We start from the raw sequence: 15,261 nt of genomic DNA on the forward strand, positions 1-15,261 counted from the left end.
GTGGAAGTTGTTACCTATTTCATATAGGCCTTCCGAAAGATAACGAAAGTTGCGGCGATGGATTGGGACAAGCTTAGGATATTTCACGCGGTCGCGGACGCGGGCAGCCTGACACATGCGGGTGACAAGCTGAACCTGTCACAATCTGCGGTAAGTCGGCAAATTAGGGCATTGGAAGAATCGCTTGATTCGACCTTGTTTCACCGTCACGCCCGTGGCCTGATCCTGACGGAACAAGGTGAGTTGCTGTTTGACGCTACATCCGCCATGTCCAAAAGACTGGACGCGGCCGCTGCTAGAATTCGCGACAGTGAAGAAGAAGTCTTTGGTGTTCTGCGTGTCACCACAACCTTTGGCTTTGGAACCCTCTGGCTGGCCCCTCGCCTTCCAAAGCTCTATGAACAATACCCTGACCTCAACATTGACCTAATGCTAGAAGAGCGGGTTCTGGACCTTCCCATGCGCGAAGCTGATGTTGCTATCCGCATGAAGGAACCAAGTCAGGCGGATCTGGTGCGCAAGCGGCTGATGACCGTTCAGATGACTCTGTATGCAACGCAAGAGTACATCGAAACGCACGGTGGTATGCTGCAATCCCTGGATGAGATCAAAGACCACCGGTTAATTTGCCAAACGCCCTCCGCGCCGCAGGTTGGGGCAAGTGCATCAATGGTTCGACATCTGATGACGTATAACCCCGGTTCCCTCTTAACGGTGAATAACTACTTTGGGGTTCTGCAAGGTGTGTTGCACAATCTGGGTATTGGTGTGCTGCCAGACTATGTAACTCAGGATTTCCCGCATCTCGTTCCGATCTTGTCAGACATCGAAACGGCCGATGTTCCTGTATACCTCGCCTATCCCGAAGAGTTGCGGCATTCAAAGCGCGTCGCGGCATTCCGGGACTTTGTACAAGATGAAATCATTGCTCAGCGTAAACAACTGAAGCAAATGGGAAAACTCTAGCTATGCGCCTTGGTCATAACGGACATGACCAAGGATCAGCCTGAAATATCTTGATCGTTCACAAAGTGATCCCTAAATGAGCACTCGAAGGCGGTGATGCTGAAACGCTCATCATCTTCATACCTCCCTGTTGGACTACGGCCGAGCTTAGAGCTCGGCCTTTTTTTTGCCATTTCGTGTCAAGCCGACGTCGAAAAGGCAAAACATCTGGGAAAGTCGGGCACTTAAACCTATGATCGTGCAAAAATCACCAATTTGTGTGTTCGAGGACAGATTCGATGTTTCACCCTATTCGTCTTTTAATGGCGATCCTTTCAGTTGTGCTCCTATCAGGCCCATTGGCTGCTCAGGAAAACGGCTCCGCCAGTTCAACGGCTACCATCACAATTCCAGATGACCTGACGCCAGAACAAGTGGACGACATGGTTGCCCGGATGTCCGACGATCAGGTCCGCGCGATCCTGCTGGAGCGACTGGACGCCGTTGCCTCTCAGCAGGTCGAAACGACATCCGGACGTAAAAGCTTGGTCCAAACGATCTCGGACACCATCAGCAGCATGACAGCCTCTTGGCTGGATGTGATCCGAAAAATTCCCCTACTTATTTCCGCTCAGGTCGAAGCGTTCTCGAATTTTGGATCGACATTCGGTGCGAATGGGCTGATGACCTTGTTCGGATTTACCTTTTTGGCGCTGGCCGTTGGATATGCCGCTGAAAAAGTTGTGGGGCTTTGGACACGCCGATGGGTAAAGGTTGTTGAAGGCGACGCGTCTTCTAACCTAAGAGGCGCCGTAACCTTTCTGTTCAAGCGGTTTCTCTGCGAATTCCTTGGCCTTTTGGTCTTTTACTACACGCTAGTGTTTGTCGGTCGGCAGCTGTTGAATGAACAACAAATAGCTCAGGCCGCGCCCTTCGTCTTCTACCTGATCTGGTTCCCACGTTTGGGTGCTGCTATTTCGCGCTTTATTCTGGCCCCCAAACAACACGATCTTCGTCTGGTAAACGTAGACGATCACTGGGCTAAGTACTTGCACCGCAATTTGATCGGTCTGTTCCTGCTGATCGGTTTCACCCTGTTCATCTTGGATTTCAACGCGTTGAATGGTGTCCCGCCGGGTGAGTCACGATTGGGTTTCTGGCTGAACACCGCGATCCACATCTATATCGGTGTTATCGCTTGGCGCGCGCGCGACGGCCTCACCGACATGATGCGCGGGTCTGACCCAGATCGTACGCGTTTTGACGAGGAAGTCGCTAGACTCTACCCCTATCTTGCAATTGGTGTTTCCGCAGGTACGTGGCTGCTGGTCGAATACCTATCTTCGCAGCGCAACCCTGCAATCTTTGAGCTGCTGGCACATGGTGCACACTTCACTACGATGTTCTGGTTGTTAATCGCTCCGGCGTTAGACACCTTGATACGTGGTCTGGTGCGCCACCTTCAGCCCCCTATGCTGGGTGACGGCCCCGTGGCTGAGCGCGCATACAAATCAACCAAACGTAGCTATATCCGTATCGGGCGTGTTCTCGCCGGCATTCTGGTCATCCTGATGATTGCAAATGCATGGGATTTGGATCTTCAGGAAATCGCTGGTGGAGATGATGAGTCTGGCAGCAAGATCATCCAGTTCTTCATTATTATCGCAATCGGATACATTCTGAACGAGGTTGTCTCGCTCTGGATCAACCGTCGTCTGGCGAAAGAGCAAACCGCTGCTGAGCAGAGCCCTGATGAGGAAGCTGGCGAAGGCGGTGGGTCTGGCGGATCGCGTTTGGCAACGGTTCTCCCCCTTCTGCGCGTGACAGCACAGGTAGCTATCGCCGTGATCTTCGTACTTTTGGCGCTGGGCGCTCTGGGTCTGGATATTACACCGCTGTTGGCTGGTGCTGGTATCCTGGGCTTGGCTATCGGTTTTGGCGCTCAAAAGCTGGTTTCGGACATTGTGGGCGGTATTTTCTTCCTGATCGACGATGCCTTCAGAGTTGGCGAATACGTCGACGTCGGCGGCACCACCGGCACGGTTGAAAAAATCTCGATCCGCTCGATGCAGTTGCGCCATCACCGCGGACCTGTTCACACGATTCCATATGGTGAAATTCAAAAACTGACCAACTACAGCCGTGACTGGGTCATCATGAAGCTCAAGTTCACCGTGCCCTTCGACACCGATCCGAACAAGGTGAAGAAGATCTTTAAGAAGATCGGTGCTGAAATGATGGAGGATGAGGTTCATAAGGATGGCTTCCTCCAGCCCTTCAAGTCTCAAGGCGTGTTCGACTTTGACGATGTCGGTATGATTATCCGCGGCAAGTTCATGGCTAAGCCTGGAAAGCAGTTCACCCTGCGAAAAGAGATCTTTAACCGAGTCAAAGCAGCGTTCAAAGAAAACGGCATCGACTTTGCTCGACGTGAGGTTCGCGTTGCGATCCCCGGACTTGAGGATGCCGATCATCTAAGCGAAGAGCAAAAAGCAGCCATAGGAGCCGCTGCGGGCGAGGTCGCAAACCAGCAGGCCGAGCAACAAGCTCAAAAACCGGGATCGGAACACGGCGCTCCGAAGTAGTTCGAGCCAAACTGTGAAAACGACTTTCGGCCGCCCCGCTTTCTAGTCGGGCGGCCGTATTTTTGGTCACTTGACCGCGTCAAACATACCGTTGCCAGTCTTAACTCTTTCCACGGGCGCTCCCTTGCCCTACAAGGCGCGCAATCTCGGCCCACTTGGACACAGGACAGAAGATGCAAGAGCCCGCAATCACCCCCGATCTGATCGCCGCACATGGGCTTAAGCCCGATGAATACGAAATGATCCTTGAGATCATCGGGCGCGAGCCGACATTCACTGAGTTGGGCATCTTTTCGGCCATGTGGAACGAGCATTGCTCGTATAAATCCTCTAAGAAATGGCTGCGCACGTTGCCGACCTCTGGCCCTCAGGTGATATGCGGGCCTGGCGAAAATGCTGGCGTCGTCGATATTGGCGATGGACAAGCTGTCGTCTTCAAGATGGAAAGCCACAACCACCCATCATACATTGAGCCGTACCAAGGTGCCGCGACCGGAGTTGGAGGCATCCTGCGTGATGTATTCACTATGGGCGCCCGCCCCATCGCCTCGATGAATGCGCTGTCCTTCGGCGAGCCGGGCCACCACAAGACCCGTCAACTGGTCAACGGAGTGGTAGAAGGCATCGGCGGCTATGGTAACTGCTTTGGCGTTCCCTGCGTTGGCGGCGAAGTTCGGTTCCATCCCGCGTACAATGGCAACTGCCTGGTGAACGCTTTTGCGGCAGGTTTGGCGGACAGCGATAAGATTTTCTACTCTGCGGCGTCAGGCGTCGGTATGCCCGTCGTCTATCTGGGTGCGAAAACTGGCCGTGATGGCGTGGGCGGCGCGACAATGGCCTCAGCCGAATTCGACGACACCATCGAAGAAAAGCGCCCCACTGTTCAAGTCGGTGACCCCTTTACCGAAAAGCGTCTGATGGAAGCCACGCTTGAGCTGATGCAAACTGGCGCAGTTATCTCGATCCAGGACATGGGCGCTGCTGGCCTGACTTGTTCTGCTGTCGAGATGGGCGACAAAGGTGGTTTGGGCGTGCGCTTGGATCTTGAGAACGTCCCACAGCGTGAAGAGAATATGACCGCCTATGAGATGATGCTGTCAGAATCTCAGGAACGCATGCTGATGGTCCTCAAGCCTGAGCTTGAAGCCGAAGCGCGCGCTGTGTTCGAAAAATGGGACCTAGATTTCGCTATTGTTGGCGAAACGATCGCCGAAGATCGTTTCCTTATTGTCCACAACGGCGAGGTGAAAGCCGATCTCGTCCTGTCGAAATTGTCCTCGACGGCACCAGAGTATGACCGCCCCTGGGTGGCGACACCTGAAGCTGAAGAACTGTCCGAGGTCCCGCAAATTGACCCAATCGACGGTCTGCGCGCCCTGCTCTCCTCGCCCAACTATGCGGGCAAACAATGGGTCTATGAGCAATACGACACGATGGTCATGGCCGACACCGCGCGCACACCGGGCCTAGGCGCCGGTATGGTCCGTGTTCACGGCACAGATAAGGCACTGGCATTCACCAGTGACGTGACGCCGCGCTATGTGCGTGCCAACCCGGTCGAGGGCGGGAAGCAAGCCGTGGCTGAAGCCTACCGGAACCTGACGGCCGTCGGTGCAAAGCCGCTGGCGACCACAGACAACCTGAACTTCGGAAATCCAGAAAAGCCTGAGATCATGGGCCAATTCGTTGGTGCCATTCAGGGCATCGGTGAGGCCGTCGCAGCGCTCGATATGCCAATCGTATCGGGCAACGTGTCGCTTTATAACGAGACCGACGGTCAAGCGATCCTGCCCACTCCGACCATCGGTGCTGTTGGCCTGCTAACCCATACCGACGAAATCATCGGTAACGAGGTTCGCGAAGGCCATGTTGCGTTGATCATAGGTGAAACCAACGGTCACTTGGGTCAATCCGCCCTGCTGACCGAAGTGTTTAATCGCGAAGACGGCGACGCACCTCATGTCGATCTGGATGCCGAAAGGCGCAACGGCGAGTTCATCAGGGCTAACCGAGATATGATCAAGGCTTGTACAGATTTGGGCGATGGCGGGCTTGCTCTAGCCGCCTTTGAGTTGGCTGAGGCCGCAGGCGTTGGCGTTCACCTTGATGAGGCATCAACCGAATTCCTGTTCGGCGAAGATCAAGCGCGCTACCTGGTGGCCTGTAATTTCGATCAGGCCGAAGCATTGATGATTGCTGCGGGTCAAGCTGGCGTTCCGCTGGTTTCGGTTGGTCGCTTCACTGGTGACAGTGTGCGCATTGGGAACTCTGAAGCTTCGCTCGAGGATCTGACTGCAACATTCCGCAGCAGCTTTGCCGAGGCTGTTGCTTAACAACCGATAGTGTTTCGATTGCTAGGCCTGCGCTCATCCGAGCGCAGGTTTTGTCTTTTTCACACCATCTTCTCACCCTTGCGCGCCCCGCTTTGGCGCTCTACATCTTGGGAAAGACCTTCAGGAGTTACCTACATGCCGATGAGCGCCCACGAAATCGAACACCTGCTGCGCGAAGCCTTTCCGGATGCGGAAATTCAGGTTGGCGGGCATGACGGCGTACATATGTCCGCCATGGTCGTGGACGAAAGCTTTCGCGGGAAAAACCGGGTTCAGCAGCAACGCGCTGTTTATGCTGCTCTGAAAGGCAAAATGGACGGCCCTGACGGAGAGTTGCACGCACTGGCGCTCACGACCAAAGTGCCTGAATAGTTCATGAACCGATCGGATGGGTTCCACTGAAACTAACCTATCTGATCTTTGGCATATCCAACTCGTTGACCGGTTTTTTGATGTGTAATCTACGGAAACTGGTAAAAAGACGAGCCAAGTTGTTGGCGTATCACAGGGAAACTAGACGACGCTAATATTAGTTTAAGGGTCCAAAATGAACGGTTGGCTATTCTGGATAGGTGTACCCGCAACATTGATAGTTGCCGCCGCTCTGATCGAAGCCTATGTGAAGCGGAACAGAAAACGTAACCTTGCGGACATGCGCCCAGACCCGGACAAAATCAGCAAGGTTGGCGGCATTGAAAGATACGGGCTGGATCCGCTGGCCCTCGCGCAAGCCGAACACCGGCGGTTAGAGGAAGAAGGCTGGACCTCTGACCCGTCACAGAATGAAACGAACGCCCGGGAAGCGGGTGAAGAGGACAAGCAAGATGAGCGACGTTAAGACCCAAATCGACGAAACCGTCAAAGCCAACGATGTGGTGCTGTACATGAAAGGCACCAAGGAAATGCCGCAGTGCGGTTTCTCGTCTCGCGTGGCCGGTGTGCTGAACTACATGGGCGTCGATTATACTGACGTTAATGTTCTGGCCGACGAAGAAGTTCGTCAGGGCATCAAGGATTATTCCGACTGGCCGACCGTTCCGCAGCTTTACGTTAAAGGCGAATTCGTCGGCGGCTGCGATATTATCACCGAGATGACCCTGTCGGGCGAACTGGACACGCTGTTTGACGACAACGGTGTTGGCTACAACAAAGAAGCCGCTGACAAGATCCGTGAAGCAAACGCCTGATTAGCGGCTGACGCAATTTTGTAAGACAACCTGCTCACTGGCGGCATCAGCGCCTGTCGCCAGATAGCTCACAGTGGCGTCCCAGCCTTTGGAACGCAGGATGTACTTCCCTGCCCGTCCTTCAGATTCGTAACGAATACCCGATGCGCTTTCGGCTTGTCGCAGAGTGACCAACTGATTGTCCACCATCATCGCAGCAGCGCTGGAACCATCGGGAGCGTTGAAATACGCAATTTCCAATGGAACACCGTTATCGCAGGTGAACGTTACTGGCAGAATGTCGATCTGCGCCGAAGCCATCCCTCCAGGGATCGCGAACGCAGCTGCGCAAACAATTACTCGTAAGGCACTCATCCGCCTGACCTTTCTTCAATCACCGATGCTAAGGCTTCAGCTCTTGCAGCTAGTTCTGCCAGAGTATCTGTTACCGAAGGCGGCACTACGGCCACCTCAATTCTTTCAGGTTCGGGCTGTGGCATGTTTCTAAGCGCATGCAGATCAGCTTCGACCGCTGCCAATTTCGCCTCGAGTGCTTTGATCTTATCGTCTGTTCCCGCAGTTTTATCCGCCAGCATTAAGCCGGCCATCAGCAACATTCGAGATTCTGGCATACGCCCTATTTGATCCGACAGGACTTGGGCCTCATCATCCAGCATCTTTGCTGCCGAATGCAGAAACGTCTCTTCCCCCTCCTGGCACGAGACCTCAAAGCCGCGTCCACCGATTTGAATGGTCACCTCGGGCATTACTCAACCTCTCCTTCTGCCAGTTTAGCCTGCGATAGCAGTGGTTCCAGTCGGGCCAGTACCGCGTGTGCTTCGGCGGCGTCTGTTGCTTGAGCAGCGCGCGTAGCTTCAAGCTCTGCTACTGTGGCGCGGTTGAGAAGCTCAGCATCAGGCACACCTTCTTCGGCGGCTGCACGCAACTCGTCCACAGATTGGCGCAACTGCTCGTTGGCTTTGCGCATCCGTTGCAAATCGTCATCCAAACGGGACATTGCCGCGCCGTGGCTTGCACGTTCTGCGCGCAGCATATCCAGCTCCGCGCTCAGTTCAGCGACGCGTTCACTGTCGGCGAGTTCCGACCGCAGACGTGCATTTTCAGCCTGAACGTCCTGCGCCGCGGCCACGGCAGATTTCAACTGCGCGTTCTCCGCCTTCAGTTCGTCTTGGTTCTCTAACGCGGCCTTGGCTTCTGCTAGTTCCGCGCGCGCGGCCTCGACCGAAGCCAGCTTGGCGGTTGCCTCGGCCAATTGCTCTCGCAACGCACTGTTTTCGGGGTCCTCAACCGGAGCAGTCCGTAGGGTTTCCATGTCAACGCGCATGGCGTCGACTTCCTGCTCGTGACGTTCTTTCAGTGTTTTGAGGCGCTCTTCCAGTTGCGCATTCGCGATGCGCTCGTCATTCAGCGCAGATTGCAGGGTTTCATCTGCTCCACCACTGACCGGTGCTGCATCCCGCAGTGCCTCAACGCCGGTTCCGATCCGGTCCATCGCAGCAACAATACGGCGTTGTAGTTCTTCGATCTGACTCATGCCTCTGCCACCTCTTTACCAAGGTTACTTCGTATCGCGGGTTTGTCCGAATCAACATCGTCCGCGTCTTGACCTAGTCTAACCTAACGAAGCGGAAAATACCCACTGTTTGGTTTCAATAACTTGGGCAGCTTTCTTGATCCACAAACGGGACGAAACACCCAGTTCTGCTTGCACTTTGGGGGGTGAATGGTATTGAGCGCCTCATCTGCCTGTAATCCAAAGGAACAACGCCCGTGGACCTGACTGCGCTGCGCAATGCAAACCCCGAACACTGGGACAAAGCTGCGGCCATCCGCACCCTGACCCTAGACGCCGTCGCCGCCGCCAATTCTGGCCATTCCGGTATGCCAATGGGCATGGCCGACGTCGCGACCGTGCTGTTCGAAAAGCACCTGAAATTCGATGCCGCTGCTCCGAACTGGCCTGACCGCGACCGGTTCATCCTGTCCGCGGGTCACGGTTCGATGCTGGTCTATTCGCTACTCTATTTGACCGGTCACGCTGACGTAACACTGGATGAGATCAAGAACTTCCGCCAGTTGGGCGCGAAAACAGCGGGCCATCCGGAAAACTTCCTGGTCGAAGGGATCGAGACCACAACCGGCCCTCTGGGTCAGGGCATCTCGAACGCCGTGGGCTTTGCCATGGCCGAAGAAATCCAGCGCGCGCATTACGGCAAGAAGGTCGTGGATCACTACACTTACGTGATCGCTGGCGACGGCTGCCTCATGGAGGGTGTAAGCCAGGAAGCAATCACTCTGGCTGGTCGCCATGAGTTGAGCAAGCTGATCGTCTTCTGGGACAACAACAACATTACCATCGACGGCACCGTTGATATCGCCGACCGTACAGACCAGGTCCGCCGTTTTGCGGCTTCGGGCTGGCATGTGATCGAGATCGACGGCCACGACCCGCAAGCCATCGACGCAGCTATCGTACAGGCAAAAAAGTCGAACAAACCGACCATGATCGCCTGCGAAAGCCACATCGCTTTGGGTCACGCGGCACAGGATACCTCGAAGGGCCACGGCGCTTTGACTGATCAGGATCAGCTGAAAGCAGCAAAAGAAGGATACGGCTGGCCGCATGATGCGTTCGAAGTTCCTTCCAATGTAAAGTCCGCGTGGGAAGCGATTGGCAGCCGCGGTGCGACTGAGCGTGCAGAATGGGAAGAGCGCTTTTCGCAACTCTCTGAACGCAAGCAGTCAGAATTCAACCGCGCCTACGCGTTTGAAGCACCAAAAAAGCTGGCCGGAGCGATCCGCGCGTTCAAAAAGCAGATCTCTGAAGACCAGCCGAAACTGGCCACCCGCGCCTCGTCCGAGAAGGTTCTGAACGTTGTGAACCCGATCATGACCGAGACCGTAGGCGGATCGGCTGACCTGACTGGATCAAACAACACCAAATCTGCTGATATGGGTGTCTTCCTGCCGGAAAACCGTAAAGGCCGCTACATCCATTACGGTATTCGCGAACACGGCATGGCTGCCGCAATGAACGGTATGGCGCTGCATGGCGGCATCCGTCCTTATGGCGGAACCTTCATGGCCTTCACAGATTATGCGCGCCCGTCCATGCGTCTGGCTGCGTTGATGAAAGTCCCGTCCGTTTTCGTTATGACCCATGACTCAATTGGCCTGGGCGAAGACGGACCGACCCACCAACCCGTTGAGCATCTGGCGATTTCGCGTGCGACCCCGAACACCTTCGTCTTCCGTCCCGCCGACTCAGTTGAGACTGCCGAAGCATGGGAACTGGCGCTGACCTTCAAGGAAAGTCCTTCGGTGCTGTCGCTGACCCGTCAAGGTGTCCCGACTGTCCGTAAGGATCACAAGACCAAGAACCTTGTGTCTCAGGGCGCTTATGTTTTGGCCGAAGCCGAAGGCAAGCGTCAGGCCATCCTGATCGCCACCGGTTCCGAGGTTTCTTTGGCGATGGAAGCCAAAGCGATGCTCGAGGCCGAAGGCATCGGCACTCGCGTCGTTTCGATGCCTTGCATGGAACTGTTCGCTCAGCAAGACGAAGCGTATCGCAAACGTGTCCTTCCCGCAGGTCCGGTACGTGTCGGCATTGAGGCCGCTGTTCGCGCCGGAGGCTGGGATCGCTGGCTGTTGGGTGAACGTGGCCGTGAAGCCAAAGCAGGTTTCATCGGCATGTCAGGCTTTGGTGCATCAGCTCCGGCAGGTGAGCTTTACAAACATTTCGGCATCACCGCCGAAGCAACCGCTGCCAAGGTCAAGGAACTGCTGGGCCTGTAAGCTAAATCACAAAGTACCAAGCAAAGGGCGGCTCTGGCCGCCCTTTTCATTTGGCTCCGGCTTCAATCTTCCGCTTTAACGCGTCATAGGCTTTCAGAGCGTAATCCAATCGCAACTCATACCGTCCTTGCACCACCACTTTCTTGGGTGGTTGCAAGCCGATACAAGACAACGCTTGGCGAAGATGTGTACCTGAAAGTGGAACGTACGTTGCCGATTGCCCGGTAAAAGTGTTGTAAACTCGTCCGCCCGACCAATGACTACGCTTCTGTGCCTTGAGTGCTGTATCAATACGAAAATGTAAGAACCCGTAGAGTTCTTCTTCATCGAACGGCACTTCGTCGGCGGCAATGCTCAGCGCAGAGAAAAGCGAGGATGCACCGCTCCGAGACGACCCGCGTGATCCGATTTCTCCGATGATAGGCCCATCTATTAAGGTTTCTCGGCGGAAATTCTTCACCTTAGTGGTCGGCATTCCTATTGAACAATGGTCCTATCACCTTGGTCGCAACTGGGATCAATACCATACCCCATGCCAGACCAAACACGCCATCCATCGTGGCCTTGGAGATCCATTCGACAGCGCCCACCCATTGTTCGGACACGGAATGCCCAATCGCATAGGCCCAGTCGTGAATGTGATGGCCCAGCCACCCAAAGCCAAGAACTTCCATCCCGTGTATCACTATCGATCCGCCGACCCACAGCATTGCCGCAGTTCCAACGATCGACAGGGTCTTCATCACGCCCGGCATAGCCTTAACCAGTCCACGCCCCAATCCACGACCCACGGGTGTCGGCGCGTTCTGAGCCAAATACAAACCCACGTCATCCATCTTTACGATCAAGGCGACCGAGCCATAAACGGCTACTGTGACACCAAGGCCTACCACTGCTAATGTCGCGGCTTGCATCCACAAGTTTGGAGCCTCAATTGCAGCAAGCGCGATCGTCATGATCTCAGCTGAGAGAATGAAATCTGTCTTGATCGCCCCTTTGACTTTTTGTTCTTCGAGATGACCGGGGTCGCGGATTTTCATGTCTTGGTCGATGGCATGGCTACCGTGCGGGAAAAGGACATGAAATATCTTCTCTGCCCCCTCAAAACATAAATACGATCCGCCGAGCATCAACAGAGGCGTAATCATCCAAGGCGCAAAATTAGCCAACAGCAACGCAACAGGAAGCAGCAAGACGATCTTGTTGAATACAGATCCGCGAGCGATCCGCCAGATGATCGGCAACTCTCTTGCAGGAGCGAAACCCTGAACGTACTTCGGCGTAACTGCGGCATCATCAATGATAACACCGGCAGTCTTTGCACCCGCTTTTCCTGCCGCTGCAACGACATCATCAACCGATGCCGCCGCGACCTTTGCAATACCTGCAACGTCGTCCAACAGGGCCAACAGACCGCTCATGCCTCGTCCTCTCATCTTTTTGCCGTTGTCGACCCTACCTTATACTAAGGCTAGCGCAAGCGTTAGCGCAACCGGACTGAGTTTGCGCTAACACGTTAAAAATATGTCACTTTTGCTCTTTTGAGAATTGCCGATGGCGGCTATATGGCCACCAACGCAAGTGCATCTGGAGACATCACATGACCATCAAGGTCGGCATCAATGGATTTGGCCGCATCGGCCGCTGCACCCTGTCGCACATCGCCGCGTCGGGCCGTAACGACATCGAAGTGATCAAGGTCAATGCAACCGGCCCGTTGGAAACAACCGCCCACCTGCTGAAGTACGACAGCATTCACGGCCGTTTCCCACGCGATGTATCGATCAATGGCAACACCATGGATCTGGGCCGTGGTCCGATGGAGATGTTCTCGACCTATGACATGAACGAATTGGACTGGGAAGGCTGCGACATTGTTCTTGAATGCACCGGCAAGTTCAATGACGGCCTGAAAGCCAAGACCCACCTGGAGCGCGGTGCGCAAAAGGTCCTGCTGTCAGCCCCTGGTAAAAACGTCGATAAGACGATCGTTTATGGTGTGAACCATAACTCGCTGACGACCGAAGACAAAATGGTCTCGAACGGATCTTGCACCACGAACTGCCTTGCACCGCTTGCAAAGGTACTGGACGAAGGCATTGGTATCGAACACGGCATCATGACCACGATCCATGCGTATACCGGCGACCAACCAACTCTAGACCGTCGCCACAGTGATTTGTACCGCGCTCGTGCTGCCGCGATGTCGATGATCCCAACATCGACGGGTGCCGCCAAAGCGCTTGGTGAAGTTCTGCCAAACCTCAAAGGCCGTCTGGACGGATCCGCCATTCGTGTTCCGACGCCGAACGTTTCTGCGGTTGACCTGACCTTCCGTGCTTCGCGCGACGTTACCGTCGACGAAGTTAACGCTGTCGTTCGCGAAGCTGCCCAAGGCCCGATGCAGCGCGTTCTGGGCTATGAGCCTGCGCCGCTGGTTTCGACCGATTTTAACCACACCGAAGAAAGCTCGATCTTCGCGCCTGACCAGACACGCGTTGTAAACGACCGCATGGTCCGCGTTCTGGCTTGGTATGACAATGAGTGGGGTTTCTCGGTTCGTATGGCTGACGTCGCTGTTGCGATGGGCCGGCTTAACTAAGATCAGTTTGAAATCTTGCACCTATTTGCCCGCTCAGGTTATCTGAGCGGGCATTTTCGTTCGGGGCGGCTATGACCAATCAAATAGCAATCTGGCTGGGTCTTCTGATCCTCGGCGGGTTTATCATCGATTATGCAGTCTTCGGCCCCGAGCATTTGATCTTCCTTGGCAAGAAGCTTTACGCCTTCCTCGATTGGCTCGCTTTCTGGCGCTGACAGAGGTTTTTCTTGACTTTTCTGCAAACTTAGCTTTGTTAGCGCTAACTTTGAGCAAGCCGACTTTCGGACGGAGCAGAAAATGACACTTAAACTGGCTATCAACGGATTTGGACGTATCGGACGCGGAGTATTGCGCGCAGTGATGGAATCTGGACGTACGGACGTCGAGATCATTGCAATCAATGATCTGGCCAAGCCCGAAATCAATGCACACCTGTTTGAATTCGACAGCGTCCATGGCCGTTATAGCAAGCCAGTGTCGTTGTCAGACGCGGGACTAGACGTAGGCGCGGGTCCAATCCGACTGACCAGTGAGCGAGAGCCAGAAAAGCTGGACTGGTCTGATGTGGACGTTGTGCTTGAATGTACTGGTGTCTTCCGTACTCGCGAAGCCGCATCGCGCCATTTTGAAAATGGATCTAAAAAGGTTTTGATTTCCGCTCCTGCTCGCGGCGACGGTGCTGTGAAAACAGTGGTTTACGGGGTCAACGATCATGAATTAACTGCGGAGGATACAGTAGTTTCAAATGCGTCATGCACGACGAACTGCCTTTCGCCTGTTGCCGCTGCTCTGGATGCAGGCCTGGGTATTGTCCACGGAAACATGACAACTGTTCATGCGTACACGGCCAGCCAGCCAGTCCATGATACAGCAGGCAAAGATCCTTACCTGTCGCGTGCCGCTGCGTTGTCGATGATCCCGACCACGACTGGCGCGGCCTCAGCGGTAGGCCTCGTACTTCCACAACTTGCCGGCAAGCTGACCGGTCAGGCCATCCGTGTTCCCACGCCCAACGTCTCTGTTGTTGATTTGGTCGCAGAAGTCTCGCGCCCGACAACAGCCGAAGAAGTGAACGCATTGTTCGTCGAGGCCGCAGGCAAAATTCCCGGCGTCTTGGCAGCTGAGAGTCGCCCCTTGATCTCGGTGGATTTTAACCACGATTCTCATAGCTCAACCGTTTCACTGCCCGAGACCAAAGTGACTGACGGCACACTAGTTCGCGTACTGGCTTGGTACGACAACGAATGGGGTTTTTCTAACCGGATGCTGGATACAGCTGTCGCAATGGGCGCCCTAGCCTAACCGTTCGCGCAAAGCATCGTTGACCAGGGGCGTGACGAACTTCGACACGTCCCCATTAAGCCGGGCAATTTCCTTGACCAACTTCGAGGCAATCGCTTGATGACGTGCTTCGGCCATCAAAAAGACCGTCTCGATCGAATCGTCCAGAGCACGGTTCATGCCCACCATCTGGAATTCGTACTCAAAGTCCGCAACGGCGCGCAGTCCGCGTACGATGAGCTGAGCGCCCACATCTCTGGCACAATCGATCAGCAGGTTTTCGAACGGGTGCGCAACAATTTCGGTGCCAGTCTGGGCTGTCAGATGGGCGCACTCCGCCTCAATCATGGCAACGCGCTCTTCCAGAGAGAACAAAGGCCCCTTATCCCGGTTGATCGCGACGCCAATGACAAGCTTGTCCACCAAAGCCGATGCGCGACGAATAATATCGATGTGGCCCAATGTGATCGGATCGAATGTTCCGGGATATAATCCAACCCTCATCGCGGTCTCCTGCGCAACATAATTTCTGC

At 54.8% G+C, this 15,261-nt stretch carries 16 protein-coding genes; 10 read left to right on the top strand and 6 right to left on the bottom strand.

Translation table 11 applies throughout. The features are described from left to right. The first annotated feature begins 57 nt into the window (after nucleotides 1-57). The 6 genes from ACR0EO_RS04160 (at nucleotide 58) to grxD (ending at nucleotide 7,050) form a co-directional block, all read left to right on the top strand. Nucleotides 58-966, top strand: coding sequence for a LysR family transcriptional regulator (locus ACR0EO_RS04160; protein WP_480687292.1), 909 nt, complete (start codon nucleotides 58-60; stop codon nucleotides 964-966). Nucleotides 967-1,244: 278 nt separating this feature from the next. Then, nucleotides 1,245-3,530, top strand: coding sequence for a mechanosensitive ion channel domain-containing protein (locus ACR0EO_RS04165; protein ID WP_480687294.1), 2,286 nt, complete (start codon nucleotides 1,245-1,247; stop codon nucleotides 3,528-3,530). Nucleotides 3,531-3,703: 173 nt separating this feature from the next. Beyond that, a complete protein-coding gene (gene purL, locus ACR0EO_RS04170) occupies nucleotides 3,704-5,863 on the top strand; it encodes a phosphoribosylformylglycinamidine synthase subunit PurL (protein WP_480687296.1) in 2,160 nt (719 codons plus the stop codon). A 135-nt stretch (nucleotides 5,864-5,998) separates the two neighbouring features. Then, entirely contained in the window at nucleotides 5,999-6,235 is a 237-nt protein-coding gene (locus ACR0EO_RS04175; protein ID WP_155147029.1) for a BolA/IbaG family iron-sulfur metabolism protein, read from the top strand. A 175-nt stretch (nucleotides 6,236-6,410) separates the two neighbouring features. Then, nucleotides 6,411-6,701: a hypothetical protein gene (locus ACR0EO_RS04180; RefSeq protein ID WP_480687298.1), complete on the top strand. Its 291-nt coding sequence runs from the start codon at nucleotides 6,411-6,413 to the stop codon at nucleotides 6,699-6,701. Next, a complete protein-coding gene (gene grxD, locus ACR0EO_RS04185) occupies nucleotides 6,688-7,050 on the top strand; it encodes a Grx4 family monothiol glutaredoxin (RefSeq protein WP_155147033.1) in 363 nt (120 codons plus the stop codon). Before ACR0EO_RS04180 ends, grxD begins: the two co-directional genes overlap by 14 nt. On the opposite strand, the gene ACR0EO_RS04190 is transcribed toward grxD, so the two are convergent. The 3 genes from ACR0EO_RS04190 to ACR0EO_RS04200 are packed head-to-tail and all read right to left on the bottom strand — an operon-like array spanning nucleotide 7,051 to nucleotide 8,584. After that, nucleotides 7,051-7,404, bottom strand: a complete 354-nt coding sequence (locus ACR0EO_RS04190; RefSeq protein ID WP_480687300.1) for an MliC family protein — start codon at nucleotides 7,402-7,404, stop codon at nucleotides 7,051-7,053. Then, nucleotides 7,401-7,796, bottom strand: a complete 396-nt coding sequence (locus tag ACR0EO_RS04195; protein ID WP_480687302.1) for a cell division protein ZapA — start codon at nucleotides 7,794-7,796, stop codon at nucleotides 7,401-7,403. Before ACR0EO_RS04195 ends, ACR0EO_RS04190 begins: the two co-directional genes overlap by 4 nt. Further along, on the bottom strand, nucleotides 7,796-8,584 hold the full coding sequence (locus ACR0EO_RS04200) for a hypothetical protein (protein WP_480687304.1): 789 nt from the start codon (nucleotides 8,582-8,584) through the stop codon (nucleotides 7,796-7,798). The genes ACR0EO_RS04195 and ACR0EO_RS04200 overlap by 1 nt, the downstream gene beginning before the upstream one ends. A 236-nt stretch (nucleotides 8,585-8,820) precedes the next feature. Here ACR0EO_RS04200 and tkt point away from each other — a divergent pair, with 236 nt between their 5' ends. After that, nucleotides 8,821-10,845, top strand: a complete 2,025-nt coding sequence (gene tkt / locus ACR0EO_RS04205) for a transketolase (protein WP_480687306.1) — start codon at nucleotides 8,821-8,823, stop codon at nucleotides 10,843-10,845. A 46-nt stretch (nucleotides 10,846-10,891) separates the two neighbouring features. On the opposite strand, the gene ACR0EO_RS04210 is transcribed toward tkt, so the two are convergent. Both ACR0EO_RS04210 and ACR0EO_RS04215 read right to left on the bottom strand, forming a co-directional pair. Then, nucleotides 10,892-11,320 (bottom strand): hypothetical protein, encoded by a 429-nt coding sequence (locus ACR0EO_RS04210; RefSeq protein ID WP_480687308.1) that lies wholly within the window; start codon nucleotides 11,318-11,320, stop codon nucleotides 10,892-10,894. After that, nucleotides 11,307-12,266, bottom strand: coding sequence for a DUF808 domain-containing protein (locus tag ACR0EO_RS04215; protein WP_480687310.1), 960 nt, complete (start codon nucleotides 12,264-12,266; stop codon nucleotides 11,307-11,309). Before ACR0EO_RS04215 ends, ACR0EO_RS04210 begins: the two co-directional genes overlap by 14 nt. A 179-nt stretch (nucleotides 12,267-12,445) precedes the next feature. Between ACR0EO_RS04215 and gap (ACR0EO_RS04220) the strand changes: the two genes are divergently transcribed. The 3 genes from gap (ACR0EO_RS04220) to gap (ACR0EO_RS04230) all read left to right on the top strand — a co-directional run bounded on the left by gap (ACR0EO_RS04220) (nucleotide 12,446) and on the right by gap (ACR0EO_RS04230) (nucleotide 14,749). Continuing rightward, complete coding sequence (gene gap, locus ACR0EO_RS04220) at nucleotides 12,446-13,447, top strand: type I glyceraldehyde-3-phosphate dehydrogenase (protein ID WP_480687312.1); 1,002 nt, start codon at nucleotides 12,446-12,448, stop codon at nucleotides 13,445-13,447. Between the two features lie 71 nt (nucleotides 13,448-13,518). Then, on the top strand, nucleotides 13,519-13,662 hold the full coding sequence (locus ACR0EO_RS04225) for a hypothetical protein (protein WP_480687314.1): 144 nt from the start codon (nucleotides 13,519-13,521) through the stop codon (nucleotides 13,660-13,662). A gap of 82 nt (nucleotides 13,663-13,744) precedes the next feature. Continuing rightward, on the top strand, nucleotides 13,745-14,749 hold the full coding sequence (gene gap, locus ACR0EO_RS04230; protein ID WP_480687315.1) for a type I glyceraldehyde-3-phosphate dehydrogenase: 1,005 nt from the start codon (nucleotides 13,745-13,747) through the stop codon (nucleotides 14,747-14,749). On the opposite strand, the gene coaD is transcribed toward gap (ACR0EO_RS04230), so the two are convergent. Next, entirely contained in the window at nucleotides 14,741-15,232 is a 492-nt protein-coding gene (gene coaD / locus ACR0EO_RS04235) for a pantetheine-phosphate adenylyltransferase (RefSeq protein WP_480687317.1), read from the bottom strand. The two genes, gap (ACR0EO_RS04230) and coaD, sit on opposite strands and share 9 nt — an antisense overlap. Nucleotides 15,233-15,261 lie beyond the last annotated feature (29 nt).

It is taken from the genome of Ruegeria sp. BE9 (assembly GCF_056538765.1).

What these genes read in the sequence shown, in the direction of transcription:
- ACR0EO_RS04195 (WP_480687302.1), bottom strand. Translation starts at nt 7,796, where the DNA reads ATGCCCGAGGTGACCATTCAAATCGGTGGACGCGGCTTTGAGGTCTCG.
- ACR0EO_RS04160 (WP_480687292.1), top strand. Translation starts at nt 58, where the DNA reads ATGGATTGGGACAAGCTTAGGATATTTCACGCGGTCGCGGACGCGGGC.
- ACR0EO_RS04180 (WP_480687298.1), top strand. Translation starts at nt 6,411, where the DNA reads ATGAACGGTTGGCTATTCTGGATAGGTGTACCCGCAACATTGATAGTT.
- ACR0EO_RS04225 (WP_480687314.1), top strand. Translation starts at nt 13,519, where the DNA reads ATGACCAATCAAATAGCAATCTGGCTGGGTCTTCTGATCCTCGGCGGG.
- ACR0EO_RS04165 (WP_480687294.1), top strand. Translation starts at nt 1,245, where the DNA reads ATGTTTCACCCTATTCGTCTTTTAATGGCGATCCTTTCAGTTGTGCTC.
- coaD (WP_480687317.1), bottom strand. Translation starts at nt 15,232, where the DNA reads ATGAGGGTTGGATTATATCCCGGAACATTCGATCCGATCACATTGGGC.
- grxD (WP_155147033.1), top strand. Translation starts at nt 6,688, where the DNA reads ATGAGCGACGTTAAGACCCAAATCGACGAAACCGTCAAAGCCAACGAT.
- gap (WP_480687312.1), top strand. Translation starts at nt 12,446, where the DNA reads ATGACCATCAAGGTCGGCATCAATGGATTTGGCCGCATCGGCCGCTGC.
- purL (WP_480687296.1), top strand. Translation starts at nt 3,704, where the DNA reads ATGCAAGAGCCCGCAATCACCCCCGATCTGATCGCCGCACATGGGCTT.
- gap (WP_480687315.1), top strand. Translation starts at nt 13,745, where the DNA reads ATGACACTTAAACTGGCTATCAACGGATTTGGACGTATCGGACGCGGA.
- ACR0EO_RS04215 (WP_480687310.1), bottom strand. Translation starts at nt 12,266, where the DNA reads ATGAGCGGTCTGTTGGCCCTGTTGGACGACGTTGCAGGTATTGCAAAG.
- ACR0EO_RS04175 (WP_155147029.1), top strand. Translation starts at nt 5,999, where the DNA reads ATGCCGATGAGCGCCCACGAAATCGAACACCTGCTGCGCGAAGCCTTT.
- ACR0EO_RS04190 (WP_480687300.1), bottom strand. Translation starts at nt 7,404, where the DNA reads ATGAGTGCCTTACGAGTAATTGTTTGCGCAGCTGCGTTCGCGATCCCT.
- ACR0EO_RS04200 (WP_480687304.1), bottom strand. Translation starts at nt 8,584, where the DNA reads ATGAGTCAGATCGAAGAACTACAACGCCGTATTGTTGCTGCGATGGAC.
- ACR0EO_RS04210 (WP_480687308.1), bottom strand. Translation starts at nt 11,320, where the DNA reads ATGCCGACCACTAAGGTGAAGAATTTCCGCCGAGAAACCTTAATAGAT.